The following is an 18,134-nucleotide window of genomic DNA, read 5'->3' as shown; positions in this document are numbered from 1 at the left end:
CGGGGAGAGCCGTAGTGACCACCGCGAAGCCGAAGCCCGGCCGCGAGGCGGCCGACAGCGGCGGCATGAGGGGCAACAGCGGCAGCAGCAGCGACAGCACGCGGACAGCCGCGCCCGCCCCGGACGGCCCGGACGGCCCCGGGCCGCGCACCGCCCCGTCGCGGCGGACCCGTGCCGAGCGGTTGCTGCGGCACCCGGTGACGATCGCGACGGCGGTCGCCGCGGTCACCCACGTGCTCTGGTTCTTCTTCTTCGCGAACAGCGGCGGCGACCTCGCGGCCCAGGACGCCTGGGCCGAGTTCGTCGGCCGGCATCCGGGCACCGCGTACAACCTCGCCTGGTACGGGGGCATGCACCCCGTCTCGTACAGCGTCGTGTCGCCGTATCTGATGTCCGTGCTCGGTGTGCGTACGACGATGATGGTCGCCGGGACCGTGTCGGCGGCGCTGACCGCGCTGATCGTGGTCCGGGTCCGGGCCGTCCGCAATCCGCTCGCCTGCTCGCTCGCCGGGGCCTTCGCGTACCTGTGCAACGCGCTGTCCGGACGGGTGACGTTCGGGCTCGGCATGATGTTCGCGGTGGGCGCGGTGGCCGCGGTGTTCTGCTGGCCCCACCTCCGGTGCGAGCACCGGCTCCACCGGAGCAGCTGTCGCTGCGCCCCCCGTAGGCGGTGGGCGAAGGCGGCCGTCGCCGCGCCGCTCGCCGCGCTCGCGACGGCGAGCAGCCCCGTCGCCGGTCTGTTCCTGGGTGTGGTCGCCGCCGCGCTCTTCCTGAACAAACGGCGCCCCGGCGCGTACGCGCTGGGCCTGGCCCCGGTCGCGGTCGTGGCGCTGTCCGCGTGGCTGTTCCCGTTCTCCGGTACGCAGCCGATGTCGATCGCGACCCTGTCGCTGCCGTTCCTCTTCGCGGTCCTCGTGTTCGTCCTCGTACCGCGCGACTGGAAGACGGTCCGTACCGCCGCCGCCGTGTACGGCGGCGGGACGCTGCTGACCTATGTGATCGACTCGCAGATCGGCTCGAACGTCACCCGGATGGCGATGCTGTTCGCCGGTGTGGTGCTGCTCGCCGCGCTGCCGTACACGGAGCCACGCTCCCGGCGCTGGTACGCGCTGGTCCTCGCCTTCGCCGGGCTGAACTTCTGGATCGGCTTCAAGGGCGTCGACGACATCGTCCGTACCGCTCCCGCCGCGTCCTGGACGCGTGAGCTGGCCCCGCTGGTCAACCAGCTCCAGGAGGCCGGGGCCGAGCGCGGACGGGTCGAGGTCGTGCCCGCGAGCAGCCACCGGGAGGCGTCCGCGCTCGCGCCGTACGTCAATCTGGCCCGTGGCTGGAACCGGCAGGCGGACATGGAGCGCAACCCGCTCTTCTACGACGACACCTTGAACAGCGCCGGCTACCGCGAGTGGCTCGACCGCTGGGCGGTGCACTACGTGGTGCTGCCCAGGGGGACACCGGACTCCACCGGCGCGGTGCAGGAGGCGGAGCTCGTCGACGGCGGGCTGCCGTATCTGAAGCTGGTCTGGTCCGACGCCAACTGGCGGCTCTTCGAGGTCGACAGCCCGGTACCGCTGGCCGATCCGCCCGCCACGGTGGACCGGGCCGGTGCGGGCGAGCTGACCATCCATGTGAAGAGGGCCGGCCGGATCCTGATCCGCATCCCGTACTCGCGCTGGCTCGCCCTGGTCGACGACCAGGGCAAGAGCGTCGAGCGGCCGCAGGAGACCGAGGAGTCCAAGCGGCGCGAGGACGAGAACAGCCCGCGGACGTTTCTCAACACCAACGGCTGCCTGATCAAGGTCGACGAGGACGAGGACGGCGACGAGTGGACGGAACTGCTCGCGCCGCGGCCGGGCGTGTACCGGCTGGCCGCCCCCTACCAGTTGTCTCCCGGCACGCCGTGCCCGGAGGAGCTGCGCTGAGCGCGGACACGGAACCACCCGGTCGAGGGCGACATCCGGGTCCGGCGGTTCGATGGCCGGGAATCGGCACCGCGGGGCCGACTCCGCGGCCGTAGTCGACGTACGAGCCCGACCACAGACGGAGAGCCGCCCGGCCCTGTGCGGTTCTACCTCGCGTACGACCGCCGCGGCTGCCAGGCATGGGCTGTGTTCGACCTGGTCGTCGCGGAGCCGCCGCCGGACGTCGAGACCGACCTGTTCGGCCATGTGCTGTACAGGGCGACCGTCGCCTCCCCGTACGTCGAGGAGCTCGGACGGATATTCATCCAGCAGGAGGGCTACTGGTGTCCGAACTGCGCCTCGCCGGGCCGGCGGTCGAGGGACGTCACGTCGTCCTGAACCCGAGGAGGGTCGGCAATGGTTCGGCAGGGACCGAAGCGTTACGGATCTAGCGTCGAGGCATGACGGACACGAAGCATGTACTCGACGCGCCCGACGTACTCGAAGCACCGCACGTGCCTGACGTGTCCGGCCTGCTCGCGCCGGACGCCCCCGACACCCTCGACGACGCCCCGGTGACCGACGACCGTGACCCCGCGCGGATCCTGACGGCCATGGTCGACCACGTCCTGGGCCTCGCCGAGACCTGGACCGGATGGGACGGCCGCCCCATCCCCGCCGACGACCGGATCTACACCCCGCACAAGGCGATCCGCCGCGTCGCCGACCACATGGTCGACCATCTCGCGGAGATGGAGGCCAGACTCGTGGGTGAGGAGACGCAGCCGGACCACTGGCACGCCTCGGCCACCACGACCGAGGCGGACCTCGCCCCGTTCACCGAGGCCGACCTCGACGAGGCACGCAGCAGACTTGTGCGCCTGGCCAGGATCTGGGCGAACCGTCTGGACGCCCTGACACCCGACCAGCTCGACCGGTCGCCCGGAAAGGGGTGGACCTTCCGCCAACTCGCCTTCCATCTGGAGGGATCGGCGTACTACGCGGACTCCGTGGGGGACCTGACGGCGGGCGGCGCACCCGCTTCCCGCGGCCGGGAGAAGACCGCGACGACGTCTCCGGCTCCACGCGTATGAACAGGCGGGCGCGGACGGCGTGTTCGTACCGGGACCGACCGATCCCGCAGAGATCGCCACCCTGGTGAGGCCTCCGCGAGCCTGCTGACCCCGACTGTGTCGCGCATCACGTCGGCCTCATGTCACGGACGGGGCGGCAGCTTGCATCTGGTGGTCGTCAACAGCGAGCGGAGGAAGGCGAAGCGAAGCCGTGCTCCCGTACGGGTCGAGGCCCGCTCTGTGCTGAGCCCGGCACGTCAGGCACGGTGAGGCTTGCACGCAGCAGGTCCAGGAAGGCCGCGGCGGCGGGGCCGGAGGGGCCATCCGTCCGCCAGGCCAGAGCGATGCGGCCGCGTAGCCGTGGCCCGGTGATCTCCAGCGTCCGCAGCCCGAAGGCCGACGCCGCGTCGGTCCGAAGGGCCGGGATCACCGCCACGCCGAGACCGCGGACGGCGAGCCGGGCAAGGGACAGCGGGGCGGCCGCCTCGAAGGCGATGCGGGGCCGGAACCCGGCCTGCGCGCAGGCGCGGTCGAGTACCCCGCGGATGCCCGTGCCACGCGGCAGGCTGATCAGCGGGCGATCGCGGAGCTCGGCCAGCGGAATGCTCGTGCGGCCCGCGTGCGTCATGGCGGGGTCGTCCGGGGCGACGGCGGCCACCAGGGGGTCGTCGATCACGACCTGGAGGGAGATGCCCGGTGGGGGTTCCTCGTCCGCGAGCCCGATGACGGCGATGTCGAGTTCCCCGCGATTCAGGGCGGCGAGCATCCGCTCCGACGTGTCCTCGGTCAGGACGATTTCCACCTGGGGGTGGTCGTCGTGGAAGTCGGCCAGGAGGGAGGCCACGTCGAATTCATGGGTGGCGGCGCCCGCGGCGCCCGAGACGAGGCCGATGTTGACATGGCCGCGGAGCAGCCCGGTGAACTCGTCCACGGTCTGCCGTACCGCTTCGACTGCGGCAAGCGCGGCCCGCGCGTACGGCAGGACGGCCTCGCCCACTTCCGTCAGGGTCACCGACCGGCCGGAGCGGTCCAGCAGCGGCCGGCCGAGCTCCTTCTCCAGTTGCCGGACCTGGGCACTCACCCCTGGCTGTGCCAGGTGCAATCGGGCGGCGGCACGGGTGAAATTGGCTTCCTCCACCACCGTGACGAAGTACCGCAGCTGCCGGATGTCCATAACGGATGATGCTAGCTGCGAGAAATACAAACTCTTGGACTTATGGCAGGGCCGCCGCGACCCTTGAGGGCATGGGGAACACAACGGACCGGAGATCAGCGGGGGACGTCAGAGCGGCGATCGCGGCCGAACGCCGGGAGCTGGCGGCCGTGCTGGACGGTCTGCCGGCCGAGAAATGGGACGCGCCGACCCTGTGCGCGGGGTGGCGGGTGCGGGAGGTCGCGGCCCACATGACGATGGGTTTCCGGTACTCGTTCCCCAAAATGGCGAGGGAGCTCGTCCGGGCGCGCGGCAAGCTCCACGCGATGACCGATCGCTGTGCCCGCAGGGACGCGGCCACCTTTGCCACGGGTGAGCTCGCGGCCTTTCTCAGGGACAACGCGGATCACCCGTGGAAGCCGCCGGTCGGCGGGATCGAGGCGGCCCTGGGCCACGACGTGGTCCACGGCCTGGACATCACGGTCGCGCTGGACCTCGGCCGCCGGGTTCCCGAAGACCGGTTGCGCATCCTCTTGTCGGGCATCGACGCCAGGACCCTCAAGTTCTTCGGAGCCGACCTCGACGGCATCGAACTCCGCGCCAACGATCTCGACTGGTCCTTCGGAGCCGGAACGCCTGTGTCCGGTGCCGCACAGGATCTCCTCCTGCTCGCCTACGGCCGCAGGCTCCCTCCGGGGCGCCTCCACGGCGAACCGTGCGACCGCTTCGAGGCTGCTCAGTCGTGACTGCGGGAGTCCGAGAGCCTCCACCGTCTTCATCGCTCGGGCCGTGTACCGGACCCGGCCCCCATCAACCCCATGTACTGGAGCCGACGAACGTGCGCATCCGACTCCTCCAAGGACTCGCCCTGCTCGCCACCGGCCTCCTCGCCGGCGCATTCGGCTACGGCGCGGCCAACCTCGTCCCCACCTTCAACGCCGTACCGCTCGACATGCGACTGTCGTTCCACGCCGAAGCTGATGAAGATGAACGGCATCACCATGCAGACCGCGATGGCCGCATCAACGCTGAGCTCCCTGACGCTCGCCGTCCTGACACGCGGCCGCGCCCGGCTGCTCGCGGGTACGGCAGGTCTGCCGGCCCTCGCGTCCTTCCTGACAACCCGGTTCGGGAACGTGCCGGTCAACGGCCGGATCAAGGAGTGGGCGCTCACCTCGGCCCCGGTCGATCACGCGGAGATGCTGCGGCGCTGGGAGCTGTTCAACAACCTGCGTACGCTCACCGCCCTCACCGCGTTCGCGCTGCTGATCATTCTCGTCCTGAAGCAACCGTCGGCTGACCACGCCGCTCCGCCGAAGCAGCCGCCGACCACCACGGCCTGAACACCGCAGCCAACTGGACCTGCGGCGAGGAGGGCATCCAGGTCATGCGTCACAGAGATCTCGGACGCTGCGTCCGCACTCCCGGACACACGTCAGCGTTCGGAACGACTCGCCGGGTCCTCGGTATCGGCACGGCGCTCTCGGGGAGTGATGTCGGCCGTCGTCAGCGTGTGGTGGCCGTTGTCCGACAGCATGTGGGCGTCGATGAAGGCGAGCGCCTCGGTGTTGCGTGTGCCGGGAGCCCATTGGGAGACCCACCGGTGCAGGCGTTCGGCCAGTTCCCTCCCCTCCGCTTCGGCGAACCGGCCGCTGAGGATCAGGGCGTGGCAGCGGCCGACGATCGAGACGTGGGGTCGGAAGACGGCGGTGTTCATGGAGAACGGCAGGGCGAGCCAGCGCTGGATGCAGTCGTCCGCCCAGGCGGCGCCGACTCCGGTGGTGAACGCCGTGGCGAGCTGACATATGAGGACGTCCAGGGCGCCGTTGAGATTGCTCGCCGGCCCATGACGTTCGGCGTGGTCGAGGCTGAGCTCGATGGCGCGGAGCCAACTGCGGCTGCTTTCCCAGGACGCCAGGTAGGGGCCCACCTGGAAGCCGGCCGAGGCCATGCGCGGGACGAGGTCCTCGTGATCGGGGTTGGCGTGGACCCAGGTGAGCAGCGCCTTGAGGATCGTGGGACTCATGAGCTGCTTGCGCAGAACCCACTTGCTGAGAAACGAGAAGTCCCGCCCCGGCACCTGTGTGCCGATCCACGCGTCGACGAACTCCGTCACCTCTGCGGGCACGTCGTCGATCGGAAGCCTCCTGAGCAGTGCGCCCAGCAAGAACTCGGCCCCTGTGGTGGCGGCGTGGTCGTCGGTGTGGAGCCAGGTGAGCGTGGTGGTGATGGCCTTCTGGGCGTCGTCGGGGGTGAGGTCGGTGCGTGGGAGGAGTGAGTTCAGGACGAACTGGGCGCCGAGGTGAGTGGCATGGTCGTCCGTGTCGAGCCAGGTGAGCGTGGCCGCGATGGCCTTCTGGGAATGGTGGGGTGTGAGGTCGGTGCGCTCGAGGAGTGGGTCGAGGACGAAGCCGGCTTCGACAACCGTGTTGTGGTCGTCGGTGTGGAGCCAGGTGAGCGTGGTGGTGATGGCCTTCTGGGCGTCGTCGGGGGTGAGGTCGGTGCGCGGGAGGAGTGAGTTCAGGACGAACTGGGCCTCGAAGCGAGTGGCATGGTCGTCCGTGTCGAGCCAGGTGAACGTGGCCGCGATGGCCTTCTGGGAATGGTGGGGTGTGAGGTCGGCGCGCTTGATGAGCGGGTCGAGGACGAAGCCGGCTTCGACAACCGTGTTGTGGTCGTCGGTGCCGAGCCAGGTGAGGGCGGCGGCGGTGACCTGTTGGGCGTCGTCGGGGGTGAGGTCGGTGCGGTCGAGGAGTGAGTTGAGGACGTACTGGGCCTCCGGGGCGGTGGTGCGGTCGTCGGTGTGGAGCCAGGTGAGGGCGGTGGTGATGGCACTCCGGGCGTCGTCGGGGGTGAGGTCGGGGCGGTTGAGCAGTGGGTCGAGGACGAACTGGGCTTCGGCATTGCTGGTGCGGTCGTCGGTGTTGAGCCAGGTGAGGGCGGCGGCGATGGCCTGTTGGGCGTCGTCGGGGGTGAGGTCGGTACGGGACAGAAGCGGACCGAGGACGAAGTTCGCCTCGTGCGCCTGGCCGTGGGACCGCAGCCAGGCCAGTGCCGTGGGGACGAGGAGCTGAGCACCGTGGTCGGGCAGATGCCGCAGGCCGCGGTAGAGGAGGTGGCGGGCATTGACATCGGTGCCGAAGCCGGCGAGCCAGGGGCTGACGACCTGTTTCCAGCAGCGGACGGCGGTGGCGGACCAGGGCGGTCCCGAGAAGACGGCGCCGAGGGCGTAGCTGCCGACGCTGGAGTCGTACCGCATGATGCGGCCGATGGTGCCGGCCTGGCCGGTGAACCAGCCGTCCAGTACGGCGATGAAGGGCCCGGCGCGATCGGCGAGCACCATGTCGTTGACGAGACGGGTGACGTTGACGGCGAAGCGCCCGACGGTGCGGGGACTGGTGAGACAGCCTGTGAGCATGGCGTACGAGCCGGTGACATCCGGGTCGCCGTCCCGTTCCGGCAGGAGGACGGACTCCATCAGCTGGTCGGCCACGATGTCGTGGGCGACAGAGAGCACGCCCTCGCCGTCGGACTCCAGCCAGCCCAGTGAGACGAGGGTCGTCACCACGGCTTCGGCGTCCGGTGTCCCTGCCACGTCCTCCCCGGTTTCGACGGCCCCGGCGAGGGCCGCCCGGGCGGCGGCGACGACCGCGGGGCGGGTCTGGGGGCAGGCTGCCGCGGCCGCCGCGGCAGCCACGAGAACGCGGGGCGCGCGGGCCGGGGAGTAGGTGTTCGGACGGCCGGGCACGGTCAGCTCGTCCTCGCCGAGGCGGCTGGCCAGCCAGGCCGGGAGCTCACCGCCTTCCCGCAGGCCGGCCGTCTCGGGTATGGACAGCCTCTCCTTGACCCGGCGTTCCATTTCCCGGGCGACCAGCAGGGCCACGATGGGGCGGCGTCCGCAGACCGCCAGCATGCGGTCCATTCCCAGACGGCGGATGGCCGTGGGTGCCAGCGTCGTCAGCGCGTTGTCCGTGAGCTGCCGCTGGAACTCGTCGTCCTGCCGCAGCTCCACCTCGTCGAACAGCTGGTGCAGCAACGCGCTGTTGGACTTCTTCAGCTTCAGCCAGCCCGGACGCACGGAGGCGATCAGTGCCACGTGGATGTGGCGGCGACGGGCCTCGGGGATGAGCTGGTGCCGCAGGGTCGGCAGGTCGAGCTGAGCCTCGTTCAGGTAGTCGACGACCACCAGGACGGGTGTCGGCTCCGCGAGTACTTCCTGAGCGATCCGGTCGTTGATCGATGCTTCCTCGCCGGGCACGACGTGCAGTACCCGCCAGCCCGCCTCCAGAGCGAGCCGGCCCACTTCGATGCAGGTCCGGGTCTTGCCGGCGCCCGCCGCGCCCACCAGCAGCACGCCTCTGTCCCGGGCGTTGACGAGCCGCACGAACAGCTTCCCCGGCTCGGCCGGATGGTCGCTGCCGGGCGAGACGAAGGTCAGCCGCTCCGGCGTGAGGTTCTTCTTGAACTCCGGGAAGCCGTCGATGAGGTCCTGCTGCGAGATCACCGCCCGCAGCGGGCTCCGCGTGTCACCGCCGGGCAGACCGACGGGCTCGGCCCAGGACGGTACGCCGCTGTGCGCGAGCACGGAGCAGAACTCCGGATCGTCCAGCGCCGCCGAGATCGGCTCGGCCTCCGCGCTGTTGGTGCCCGCCGCGGGCAGGCGCTGCGCCTGCACTCCGATCAGCAGCCCGCTCCCGTCGGCGAACAGCGCGGCCCCCGAGATGCCCCGCCAGGGATCCGGCTTGCCCCGCGCCGGCTCGGTGGGCGGAACAGTGGTGAACGTGAGGTCCAGCAGCTCCGACTTCATGTTCGAGCCGAGTTGGACGAACCCGGTGACCTGCTTGCTTTCGCGCCGTCGCAGCCCCTTCTTCCCCTCCGACTCGGGCCGTATCGCGAAGGCGGGGAATCCGACCCCGGTGAACGGGATGCTGGCCAGGCCTTCCGGCAGGCGCCCGAAGACGACGGGTGCGATCCTGTCCACCACAGGGGTGTCGAGGCGCAGCAGTGCCAGATCCTTGCTGGAACTCCGCCACACCGGTGTCGCGGGCAGCTGGGTGTCCTGGCCCCCGAGGAGGACGGTGCAGAGGGCGTCCTCCTGGCCGTCGCCGTCGCCCAGGAGATGGGCCACCGTGAGGATCAGCCGGGACGCGATGCGGTAGCCGGACCCGTACTCGGCCGTGTCACCGCGTCTGACGAGGACCTCGGCCACCCGGGCCGTGTCGACAGGGCTCATTCAGCGGTCAGTTCGTCGCGAGCAGGTCCGAAACGTCGTCACCGGTCCGGACAAGGTCACCGGTGTCCGTTTCGGCGGTCAGGCTGAGCTTGACCGTGTGGGTCTGAGCCGACTTCGCCGCGCCCTTGCCGCCGAGCGACACCACCCAGAACCGCACACCGGCGTTGCCCTCGGCGGACTTCTCCACGGCGACCTGCAGTTCCAGGTCGATGGAGTCGATACGGAACTTCACGTCCTGGTTGTCCGCTTCGAGCCGCGCACGGTTGATCTCCGACCGCAGCGAGGCGAGCAGTTCGGCGAGTTCGATGTCCATGCATCCCCCGAGATGAAGCCGAGAAGAACAACCAGTGGCGTGTGAAGCGTGTGCTCCAAGTCTTGCAGACAGCACAGTGTTTCGGGCCCCGCTCGTGTGACACGGGGTGATTCGGTTTCGGGCGTTGGCGGGCGTTGGTCCGCCCGTCGTTCGGAGCAGATCGCGCTCGACCATCTTCTCGTGCCGGCGCCGGTCCGGCTCATCCTTGACGGGCATCCTGGACAGCTCCCCACCGTCCGCGCGCACGGCATATGTGCTGCAAGCGCAGGAGCTCTCCCATCCGCTGGACGGAATCCCCTCTGACCAGGTATTTCTCTGTGCCCCCGGCAGGATTCGAACCTGAGACACCCGCTTTAGGAGTTCTCTCGGGGTGAGGTTGGATCCGGGGGCCAAGGCCCGCGGACACCGATCCCCTCACCCGATCAGGGGCCACGCCGAAAAGGCTCAGTGCTACGAGGGCGACGGTGAGGAGTGACCGTCCGTCCGGCGCCCGGTCGTACCGGACACCCGGCTGCTCGTTGACCAGCCCGGCTGCTCGTTGACCAGCCCGGCTGCTCGTTGACCAGCCCGGCTACTCGTTGACCAGGACGGGGACGGAGACGACGGCGGCCGCCGCGGTGCCGGTGAGCTTGGTGGCGGGCACCTTGAAGTCGATGCCCTCGCCCGCCGCGCGCGGTCCGTCGTGGTGATGGCCGCCTTCTGCGTCCTGCCCCTCTTCCTGGTACTGGAAGCTGCCGGTGCCGATGAAACGACCCTTGGAATCGTAATAGGCGGCACTCAGCTCCAGCGCGAGCACATCGCTGACGTCGGAGGTAATTGCCAGATGCCCGCTGACGGCGGACTCGCCGGTGAGCGTGAGCCGCGTGAGGCGGACGCGGTCGGTGAACGGCCCTTCCTCGACACGTACCTCGCCCTGCTCGGGCGGCGCCGGGAGCGTCGTGGCCGGGGGCGGCGCGGAACGGGGAGGGGGAAGGGGCAGGGCGGTGGCCGGGGTGGCGGCCGCGAGCGGCTCGCCCTTGCCCGGGTCGGTCCCCGCGGAGGTGCCGCAGCCCGTGAGAGCGGTCAGCGCGATAGCGCCCAGCACGGCGGCCGTCGTGATGCGGATCGGGTGTCTCATCGGACATGCTCCTGGGATACGAACGACCCGGGGCCGGGAGGGGCTGCCCCTCCCGGCCCCGGGTCGCGTGGCTGAGTGAGGGTCAGTGGCCGTGCGGTGCGGTGCCGAACAGCGAGCGGTACATCTTGCCGTAGAGCTCGGTGTTGTCCTGGCTGGCGGCGAAGGCGCTGTTACCCGGTCCGTACGCGTAGATCGGCACATCGGCGCCGGTGTGGTTACCGGACAGGTAGGTCAGCCAGAGGCTGGCGTCCTTGCTGCCGTCCTTCACACCCGCGGGGTCGTCGGGGGTACGGAAGGTGGCCGGGCCGAAGTTCTTGGCGTCGCCGGCACCCGAGCCGTTGACGATGCCGGAGGAGCGGGCCGGGTCCTTGACGTTGGCCGAGGACGAGCGCGCGGGCACGGAGTTGTTGGCCGTGTTGCCCGAGTCGTTGTTGGCCGGCGGGGCCGCCGCCTCGGCGTTGGTGAAGGTGCCCTTCTCGATGATGTTGAAGCCGGCGCACTCGTGGTCCGCCGTCACGACGACGAGGGTGTGGCCGTCCTTCTTCGCGAAGTCCGTGGCGGCCTTGACCGCGTCGTCGAACGCCTTGATCTCGCCCAGGGTCTGCGACGCGTCGTTGGCGTGCGAGCGCTTGTCGATCAGCGCGCCCTCGACCTGGAGCAGGAAGCCCTTCTTGGACCGGCCGTCGAGCAGCGAGATCGACTTCTTGGTCAGCTCGGCGAGCGTCGGCTCCTTCTTCTCCGGGGCGTCGGCGGGCAGTTCGGCCTTGGACGTCTCGACCGTCAGGTTCCCGCGGTTGAACAGCCCGACGACCTTGCCGCCCTTGACCTTGTCGAGATCGGCCTTGGTCGCGACCTTCTGGCTCTCAGCGGTCTGGGCGGGCAGCGCCGGGTCGCCGAAGCTGCCGAGCACCTGGTAGCCCTGCGACCCCAGCGCCTTCTGGTCGTCCGGCGCGAAGCGTGCGAGGCCGCCGCCGAAGATCACGTCGGCGGTGCCGTTACGGGCGATCTGCTGGGCGATCGGCGTGATCAGGGTCTTGTCGGCGGGCTTGTCCTCGTAGGACCCGTCGTCCTTCTTCGGCAGGCACGCCGCGTCGGAGTACACCGGGCCCTGGCAGCCGCGCAGCAGAGCGTGGCTCATCTGGGCTGCCGGGGTGGCGTCGGTGATCTCGGCGGTGGACACGTTGCCGGTCGCGAAGCCCGACTTCTTGGCCTGCTCCATCAGCGTGGGCAGCTTCTTCTCGTACGAGTCGACGCCGATGGCCGCGTTGTACGTCTTCACGCCGGAGGACCACGCGGTGGCTGCGCTGGCGGAGTCGGTGACCAGAGCCGGCTGGTCGCTGCCCTTCTCGACGGCGGACGTCGCCACCGCGCCGTAGCTCGGCAGCCGCTCCATGTTCAGCTTGCCGTCGGCGCCGTAGTAGCGCTCGCGCCCGGCGGTGACATGGGTACGGCCCATGCCGTCGCCGAGCAGGTAGATGACGTTACGGATCTCCGGCTTCTTGCCATTGCCGCCCTGCTGGGGCGCGGAGTTGGCAGTCGCCGCGGTGCTGGCGGCAAGTGCGCCGGTCACGGCGAGAACCGCGAGGATTTTGGTCGGTCTGCTGCGCATGTGCGGAGTGCCCTCCTCGGACGCTGGACGATGCACCGGGACAGGCCCGGCCGGGCAACGGTAGGAGCAGGACATGAACGCGGCACCAATACCGGGCGCCGTACCGATGGTGAACCCCAATCCGGCACTTGAAATATTGCGCAACTGGGTAACCTTTAAATGTGCGGCCCCGTGCCGGTGCACCACACGGAGTCACTTTCGGGGTGCACACATGAGCCGCTCGCGTGATTCGGTTGCGCCCGGCCGGCTCGGCGGCGCGTTTCGGTATCAATACACTCCCCTTTCATCGGTAGTGGGGCTTGCACGAGAGCGGGGGATGCGGTGCCGGCAGCCAACGAGGTGCAGAGGGTGTGGAGGCTGCCCTTTGCGGATCTCTGGGCAGGGCAACGCCCTCTGTGGTGGACTGTCGGCCCCACAGGGGAGCTTGCTGTGCTGCTCGTCCACCGGCGGCACCTACGCCGAAGCCGCTACGTCAAGGGCTGGGTGGGATGGAGCCCGGAGGTCCCCTTTGACGGCATGCTGGTCATCCGGTGCGCCGAGGGGCCAGTTCGAAGCCGAGTGATCAAGGATCTTCAGATCTGGCCCAGTCACATCGCTCTTCTGCCTGACTCTCGGCTCCTGATAGCGAGCGGCCGCACGCGCAGGGAGGAATCGGGCTCGTGGGAACCGAATGCCGTGGTCTGCTCTTTGGACGGCGAACAGGAGGGAACCCTCTGCGTCGGCGATGACATTCCTGTTCTGGTGACCGATCGGAGCGGATCGATCTGGACGGCATACGGTGACGAAGGCATCTACGGAGGCCATCCGGAGTCGGCAGCCGGGCTTGCCGGCTGGAGTACGGACGGCCTGGCCATGTGGGCCCCGGAAGGTCGCCTCCCTGATGCGCCCCTGGAGGGCTGCACCGCCGCCACCGAGGATGACAGGGTGTGGCTGGTCTGGTATTCCGGCAGCAGCCGCGGGGGCACGTTCCTGACACGGATCACGCCCTCCACGGGTGAGGTGACGAGCTGGCCCAGCCCTGTACCTGATCCGGACGGATTCGCCGTACGCGGCCGTCGAGCAGTTCTGACCAGGCGCGTCCACAACCGGCGGTCGACCGAAGTGGTCCGAGCCGAGCTGGTCGGCGATACGTGGAGCGTGACCGAGCGGCGCAAAATGAGAGTGCCCGGTCGGGTAGTCATGCGCTGCGGTCAAGGACGTGACGGCTTTCTGTGGCTGCGCGCCAGCCGCACCTGGCTTCGCATCGAAGCCTGATAGATGGAGAGAAACGCGCAGGCCATGACCGGGATTCACCTCTGGCATGCCTGAAGTCAGTTGAGCACGGCGGGAGTTAAGCGCTCTGGCGGCATGCGAGTGGCGGGAAGAGCACCGGTCGGATCGTTCAGGTCGTCATTGACGCGGACCCCGTCTGGTCGTCGCGGTCGGACAGCCGGTGCCGAGCAACTGCAATGGCTGCAAGGCATGGGTCGAGTCCGGTGCCGAGGTGGCCGCCGGGAGAACGACAACGAACGCTGGTGGCGGCTGACCGGGCACCAGCCGTGTGGCGGAGTCCACCATGCCGTGCTCGGCGTCGCCCATCTGTACAACGTTCTCCAAGCCGCGTAAGCGGCCCGGCAGCGTGGCCTCGGCGCCCCCTCCGCTCACGCAAACGGCCCCGGACGAGAAGTCCGAGGCCGAATAGAGTCCCTTCCTGGGGGGAATCCCCAGGTCAGGGCGGTGATGCGTGGTGCCCCCGGCAGGATCCGAACCTGCGACACCCGCTTTAGGCGTTTTCCCTGGACGGGGCTGTGACCCGCGGAAACGTCGACTGCAGGGCGTCTGACCTGGGAAAACACCCCTCCGTAGTTCTCACGTGTTTACGGGGATTCCCGGCCTCATGTGTGCCAGAACCCCAGTTTCGACAGCACTTGCTCAGCACTTGCTCAGCACTTCGTGAGGCACCCGCACCGGCCGGTGTTCGATGTCCATGAGTAGCGGCAGCACCCCGGCCTCTATCGGCAGTAGCCATCCGAAGCAGTGTCCTCGGGTGAGGGCGGTGGGTGAGTCCATCGGTGATCACAAATAGGACAGCTGCTGAGAGCCGCGCAACAGGCCGGGACCGTGCGGGCTGATCAGGGCCTGCTCCGCATCGCACAAATCAGCGCCCGCGCCTGTCACTTAACAGGCGCGACTGGTCAGTACACGGAGCTCGTCCCGCTCACGGTCCGAGTTTCGTGATTGAGAATGACTGTCCGTATTGGTTCTAGTGCACTAAGTGACGATCTCTCTATGGTCATGGTGTCACCAACGCCGTATCCCTGGAGGATTCGTGGCAAGCGTCCGCACTCGACTCGCCGTACTGGGCTCCGCCGTGGCTCTCGCCGCAGGCGCCCAAGTCCCCGCGCAACTCGCCAACGCGCCCCAGGCAGCCGCCGCGGCGAGGTACCAGTGGGTCGCCCTGGGCGACTCGTACACCGCCGGGGTCATCCCGGCCGCGGGCGACACCTTCGAAGTCCCCCGCGACGGCTGCGAGCGCACCGACCAGTCCTACCCCCAGGTCATCGACCGCGACCTCGGCGGGCTCATCGACCTGACCAACGTCAGCTGCGGCGCCGCCACGATCGAGAACGTCACCTTCAGAGCGCAGGAGCCGATCGGCCGTCACCTGCCGCCCTTCTCCGAGGACCCGGACTACCCGTTCCCGCCAGTGCCGCCCCAGTCCGAGGCGGTGGGCCCCGGCACCGACGTGGTCACTGTCGGGGTGGGCGGCAACACCCTCGGGTTCGACGGCATCCTGCGTACCTGCCTGGAATTGGGCGCGGGCAGCGGAGGCGTGGGCACCCCGTGCCGGGACGACCTGGCCGACGACATCCCCGGCCGGCTGACCAAGGTGGGCAAGGAGTACGACGAGATGCTCGCTGTGCTCCACGAGCGGGCGCCGCACGCCAAGCTCCTGGCCGTCGGCTACCCCACGGTCATCCCCAAGGACACCTCCAAGTGCCGGTACAACGACCTGGAACAGTTCGGGCCGATCACCCAGGGGGACCTGGACTGGCTGCGCCAGGACGTCCTGGAACCTCTCAACAACGTCATCGAGAAGTCGGCGGGCACCCACGACGCGGCCGGCTTCGTCAACCTCTACGACTCCTCCCAGAACCACAGCGTCTGCGACAGCGGCAAGTGGGTCGAGGGCATCCTCGCCAGCGGCTCTCAGCAGGTGGCCCTCGTGCACCCCAACGCCCGCGGCCACCGCAACGCCGCCGATCACGTCACATCGGCGATCCTGAACAGCATCGGCGTGGACTGACACCCGCAGCCCCCGCGATCCCGCATGAACCGCCTCCGGCCCAGCAGCCGGAGGCGGTTCCGGCGGCCGGGCGCCCGGACCAAGGACCGTCTACCCACCATGGCGCGCCACGCGCCTTCGTCCCTTCGCCTCCGTCGGGAGGCGTGCCGAGACAGAGTTCGCTGGTACCAGTGCTGCCAAACTCCTGAACATTTCGACTCGTCCCCCGGTCGAGGCGGGCGCAGCCGGCCGGTTCGAAGGCACTGAGGTACCCGCGGACCTCGCCGCGACTGTCGTCAACCTCGCCCGCCTCCGGATCCGCGACGGCCACGCCGATGAGGGCCGTCAGCGGCTGCTCGACCTGTACGGGGCTGTCGAGGCGGGCACAGCCGCCCGGTTCGAAGGCATCGAGGTGCCGGCGGACGTCACCGCGACCGCCAAGGACCGCCACGAGGTCGGCGCGTGGCTGTGGCGCGTACTCCTCGCCGACGGCACGCGCGCTCTCCCCGAGGCGGGCCTGGGGATCACGAGGCCGTATCCCGGTTCGTGCCGCGAGCGCGCCCCACCTTCGAAGGCTTCGAGTCTGAGACGGACGTCCAGCCCTGCGGGATCGTGTCGGATGATGTTGATCAGGTGGACCATATTTGGGAGATCAACTCTCCGTCCGCTCACGCAGACGGCCCCGGACGAGAAGTCCGAGGCCGGAAGGATGCCCCGTCTGGGGGAGGAACCCCCAGGTCAGAGCAGTGATGCGCCGTGCCCCGGCAGGATTCGAACCTGCGACACCCGCTTTAGGAGTTCGATCCCGGCACTGTGCAGCCTGCCGGGAGCTCGGACGCGGGGGACCCTCCGATCCGCAAAGGGATCTCTCCATCCGCCGCCGTCCGGCCACGTTGATGTCAGTCGTGGATGTCATGGCGCGTGGCTGACACCTGACCCTCAAGCGAACGGCGTAACCATCGATGAGCGTGAGACTGTGGTGGAACCGTCAGAGTTCGAAGAGCACATCCATGCGTGCTTGAGGTGTCGGGTCAAGGCCCTGGCGAAGCCGGCCAATGCTGCTGCGCCACCGCCTGCCGTCTTCGGCCTCTCCCCACAGTTCGGCTAGCTCGGATTCGTCTGCGAGAACTCGGGCGAGGGCCTCGACAGCCAACCGTCTGAGGTCTGCCGGCAGGTTTGGCAAGGCAGCAGCAGCCACTGCCTCCTCAGCATCGGGGGCCTCAAGGTAGTCCTGATTGTCGATGGTGCGCATCAGGACCCTGCGGATGAGGGTTTCACGCTCTCCCACGGCAGCGGCATCCAGGTCGTTGGCAAAGTCCGAGGCTGTGTCGTTGTCGAATGGACCGATGTCCCAGGTACCCATGACTGCCCTCTCGTCTGCCTGGCCGGGATCTTCGCATTGGCCACTGACATCGGGACGTGAGCTCACGCCGACACTGCCGAACGACCGGGCGGCTTGGGTGCATCAGCTTGGGAAGGTTGGGTGATCTAGCGCTGGCCGCCTTGCGGACCTGCGGTTGAGCAGGACTGGGGTCTGGCTTGGCTGCCGCCTCGGTACCCGGTGCTCCCCGTGTTTCCTCGCAGGACCTGGCACGCATCTGGCACACCTCAGACGCTGCGGGTTCCTCCGCAAGGCCGATGTCGCGGGCGGGTGTTGGGTGTAGGCCTCCCGGCCAGAGACGGCCCGTCGAGCAGGCTGATGTCAGTCCGTACCCTGGGACTTCCACGTGAAGGCGTCTGCGGTCCGAATAGCCAACGATCCGTTCTGCCAAGAGTCCGTGATGTCAGTCCAGTTCTCGAGGGTCGCGCTGCGCGCACCATGCTCTGCTGCTTGGTCGTAGAAGAGGGTGAACCGGTAGACCCTTCCTTCGTAGGAAATGACTCGGCCATCCTCGTGATCGAGGCCTCCCTGCAAGAGATCGACGACAACCGTCCCATCGGGATCAAGTCCCTGGGCCATCAGAAGCTCCCGCAGCCGGTCCCAGAAGTCATAGGAACTCGTCCGCAGAAGCTCGGTGTACTGGACGACGATGCTTGAGACCATGCACTCATGATCGGCCCTCCAGCCAGTGGTGAGTAGCGGCACGGCTGAGGCCAGTGGAGGCGCAGTGGCTGAGTCGAGCAATCAGCGATCTTGAAAACCGTCGTGGCGCGAGTCACCGTGGGTTCAAATCCCACACCCACCGTCAGGTAGAACGGCCCCTGACCAGGTGAAACGGTCAGGGGCCGTTGTGTTGTGCGCTGCCTGCCAGTCACCGTGTCTCCCCGTGGCTTCCCGCCCGATCGGGCACGGAAGGGGCACGCGTGGGGCACGGGCGGAGTCAGCCCAAGGGCTTTCGTTCTACGCGGTCTTCTGGTGGCCCAAGGGCCCCTCCCCTACACGCGGGAAGTGAAGTTGGTGGGCGCTCGTTCGCCAGCATTCGCCACCCCGAACTACCGCTGGCGCCACTGGAGCGCCGGTTAACTTGTGGAG

Annotated in this window: 15 protein-coding genes and 2 pseudogenes; 9 read left to right on the top strand and 8 right to left on the bottom strand. The window is 68.9% G+C overall.

What is annotated here, in order from left to right; all coding sequences use genetic code 11:
* Positions 1–14: 14 nt before the first annotated feature.
* The 4 genes and pseudogenes from ACFVV1_RS07410 to ACFVV1_RS07395 all read left to right on the top strand — a co-directional run.
* Positions 15–1,919, top strand: coding sequence for an MFS transporter (locus tag ACFVV1_RS07410; protein WP_389985843.1), 1,905 nt, complete (start codon positions 15–17; stop codon positions 1,917–1,919).
* A 138-nt stretch (positions 1,920–2,057) separates the two neighbouring features.
* Positions 2,058–2,297: a hypothetical protein gene (locus ACFVV1_RS07405; RefSeq protein WP_389985840.1), complete on the top strand. Its 240-nt coding sequence runs from the start codon at positions 2,058–2,060 to the stop codon at positions 2,295–2,297.
* A 62-nt stretch (positions 2,298–2,359) separates the two neighbouring features.
* On the top strand, positions 2,360–2,992 hold the full coding sequence (locus tag ACFVV1_RS07400) for a hypothetical protein (RefSeq protein WP_389985837.1): 633 nt from the start codon (positions 2,360–2,362) through the stop codon (positions 2,990–2,992).
* Positions 2,976–3,062: pseudogene (locus ACFVV1_RS07395) on the top strand (isocitrate lyase/phosphoenolpyruvate mutase family protein); the annotation flags it as partial. The gene ACFVV1_RS07400 and the pseudogene ACFVV1_RS07395, both read left to right, overlap by 17 nt.
* An 87-nt stretch (positions 3,063–3,149) precedes the next feature.
* Here ACFVV1_RS07395 and ACFVV1_RS07390 read toward each other — a convergent pair.
* Positions 3,150–4,145 carry a LysR family transcriptional regulator gene (locus ACFVV1_RS07390; RefSeq protein ID WP_389985834.1) on the bottom strand — a complete coding sequence of 332 codons (996 nt, stop codon included), beginning with the start codon at positions 4,143–4,145 and terminating at the stop codon, positions 3,150–3,152.
* 71 nt (positions 4,146–4,216) lie between these two features.
* Here ACFVV1_RS07390 and ACFVV1_RS07385 point away from each other — a divergent pair, with 71 nt between their 5' ends.
* Positions 4,217–4,870: a maleylpyruvate isomerase family mycothiol-dependent enzyme gene (locus tag ACFVV1_RS07385; RefSeq protein WP_389985831.1), complete on the top strand. Its 654-nt coding sequence runs from the start codon at positions 4,217–4,219 to the stop codon at positions 4,868–4,870.
* Between the two features lie 29 nt (positions 4,871–4,899).
* Here the strand turns inward: ACFVV1_RS07385 and ACFVV1_RS07380 are convergent, their stop codons facing one another.
* On the bottom strand, positions 4,900–5,127 hold the full coding sequence (locus ACFVV1_RS07380) for a hypothetical protein (protein WP_389985828.1): 228 nt from the start codon (positions 5,125–5,127) through the stop codon (positions 4,900–4,902).
* Here ACFVV1_RS07380 and ACFVV1_RS07375 point away from each other — a divergent pair.
* A complete protein-coding gene (locus ACFVV1_RS07375) occupies positions 5,111–5,467 on the top strand; it encodes an anthrone oxygenase family protein (protein WP_389985825.1) in 357 nt (118 codons plus the stop codon). The two genes, ACFVV1_RS07380 and ACFVV1_RS07375, sit on opposite strands and share 17 nt — an antisense overlap.
* Positions 5,468–5,559: 92 nt before the next feature.
* Here ACFVV1_RS07375 and ACFVV1_RS07370 read toward each other — a convergent pair whose 3' ends face one another.
* The 4 genes from ACFVV1_RS07370 to ACFVV1_RS07355 all read right to left on the bottom strand — a co-directional run bounded on the left by ACFVV1_RS07370 (position 5,560) and on the right by ACFVV1_RS07355 (position 12,396).
* The gene (locus ACFVV1_RS07370; RefSeq protein ID WP_389985822.1) at positions 5,560–9,357 is read right to left on the bottom strand and encodes a trypsin-like peptidase domain-containing protein; all 3,798 of its coding nucleotides are present in this window, start codon (positions 9,355–9,357) and stop codon (positions 5,560–5,562) included.
* 7 nt (positions 9,358–9,364) lie between these two features.
* Positions 9,365–9,670 carry a trypco2 family protein gene (locus ACFVV1_RS07365; RefSeq protein WP_389985819.1) on the bottom strand — a complete coding sequence of 102 codons (306 nt, stop codon included), beginning with the start codon at positions 9,668–9,670 and terminating at the stop codon, positions 9,365–9,367.
* Positions 9,671–10,241: 571 nt separating this feature from the next.
* Positions 10,242–10,787: a hypothetical protein gene (locus ACFVV1_RS07360; RefSeq protein WP_389985816.1), complete on the bottom strand. Its 546-nt coding sequence runs from the start codon at positions 10,785–10,787 to the stop codon at positions 10,242–10,244.
* Positions 10,788–10,869: 82 nt separating this feature from the next.
* Positions 10,870–12,396, bottom strand: a complete 1,527-nt coding sequence (locus ACFVV1_RS07355; protein ID WP_389985813.1) for an alkaline phosphatase — start codon at positions 12,394–12,396, stop codon at positions 10,870–10,872.
* A gap of 429 nt (positions 12,397–12,825) precedes the next feature.
* On the opposite strand from ACFVV1_RS07355, the gene ACFVV1_RS07350 reads away from it, so the two are divergent.
* From ACFVV1_RS07350 to ACFVV1_RS07340, 3 genes and pseudogenes are all read left to right on the top strand, one after another.
* Positions 12,826–13,650 carry a hypothetical protein gene (locus ACFVV1_RS07350; RefSeq protein ID WP_389985810.1) on the top strand — a complete coding sequence of 275 codons (825 nt, stop codon included), beginning with the start codon at positions 12,826–12,828 and terminating at the stop codon, positions 13,648–13,650.
* 1,054 nt (positions 13,651–14,704) lie between these two features.
* The gene (locus ACFVV1_RS07345; protein ID WP_389985808.1) at positions 14,705–15,682 is read left to right on the top strand and encodes an SGNH/GDSL hydrolase family protein; all 978 of its coding nucleotides are present in this window, start codon (positions 14,705–14,707) and stop codon (positions 15,680–15,682) included.
* A 271-nt stretch (positions 15,683–15,953) separates the two neighbouring features.
* A pseudogene (locus tag ACFVV1_RS07340) lies at positions 15,954–16,178 on the top strand (hypothetical protein); the annotation flags it as partial.
* 471 nt (positions 16,179–16,649) lie between these two features.
* On the opposite strand, the gene ACFVV1_RS07335 reads toward ACFVV1_RS07340, so the two are convergent.
* Together ACFVV1_RS07335 and ACFVV1_RS07330 are read right to left on the bottom strand one after the other, a co-directional pair.
* Positions 16,650–17,024 (bottom strand): DUF4259 domain-containing protein, encoded by a 375-nt coding sequence (locus tag ACFVV1_RS07335; RefSeq protein ID WP_389985805.1) that lies wholly within the window; start codon positions 17,022–17,024, stop codon positions 16,650–16,652.
* Positions 17,025–17,363: 339 nt separating this feature from the next.
* On the bottom strand, positions 17,364–17,705 hold the full coding sequence (locus tag ACFVV1_RS07330; protein WP_389985802.1) for a hypothetical protein: 342 nt from the start codon (positions 17,703–17,705) through the stop codon (positions 17,364–17,366).
* Positions 17,706–18,134 lie beyond the last annotated feature (429 nt).

The organism is Streptomyces sp. NPDC058092, assembly GCF_042884935.1.
Classification (GTDB): Bacteria; Actinomycetota; Actinomycetes; order Streptomycetales; family Streptomycetaceae; genus Streptomyces.
The sequence above is the reverse complement of the archived record's forward strand: the minus strand, read 5'-3'. Positions and strand labels throughout refer to the sequence as shown.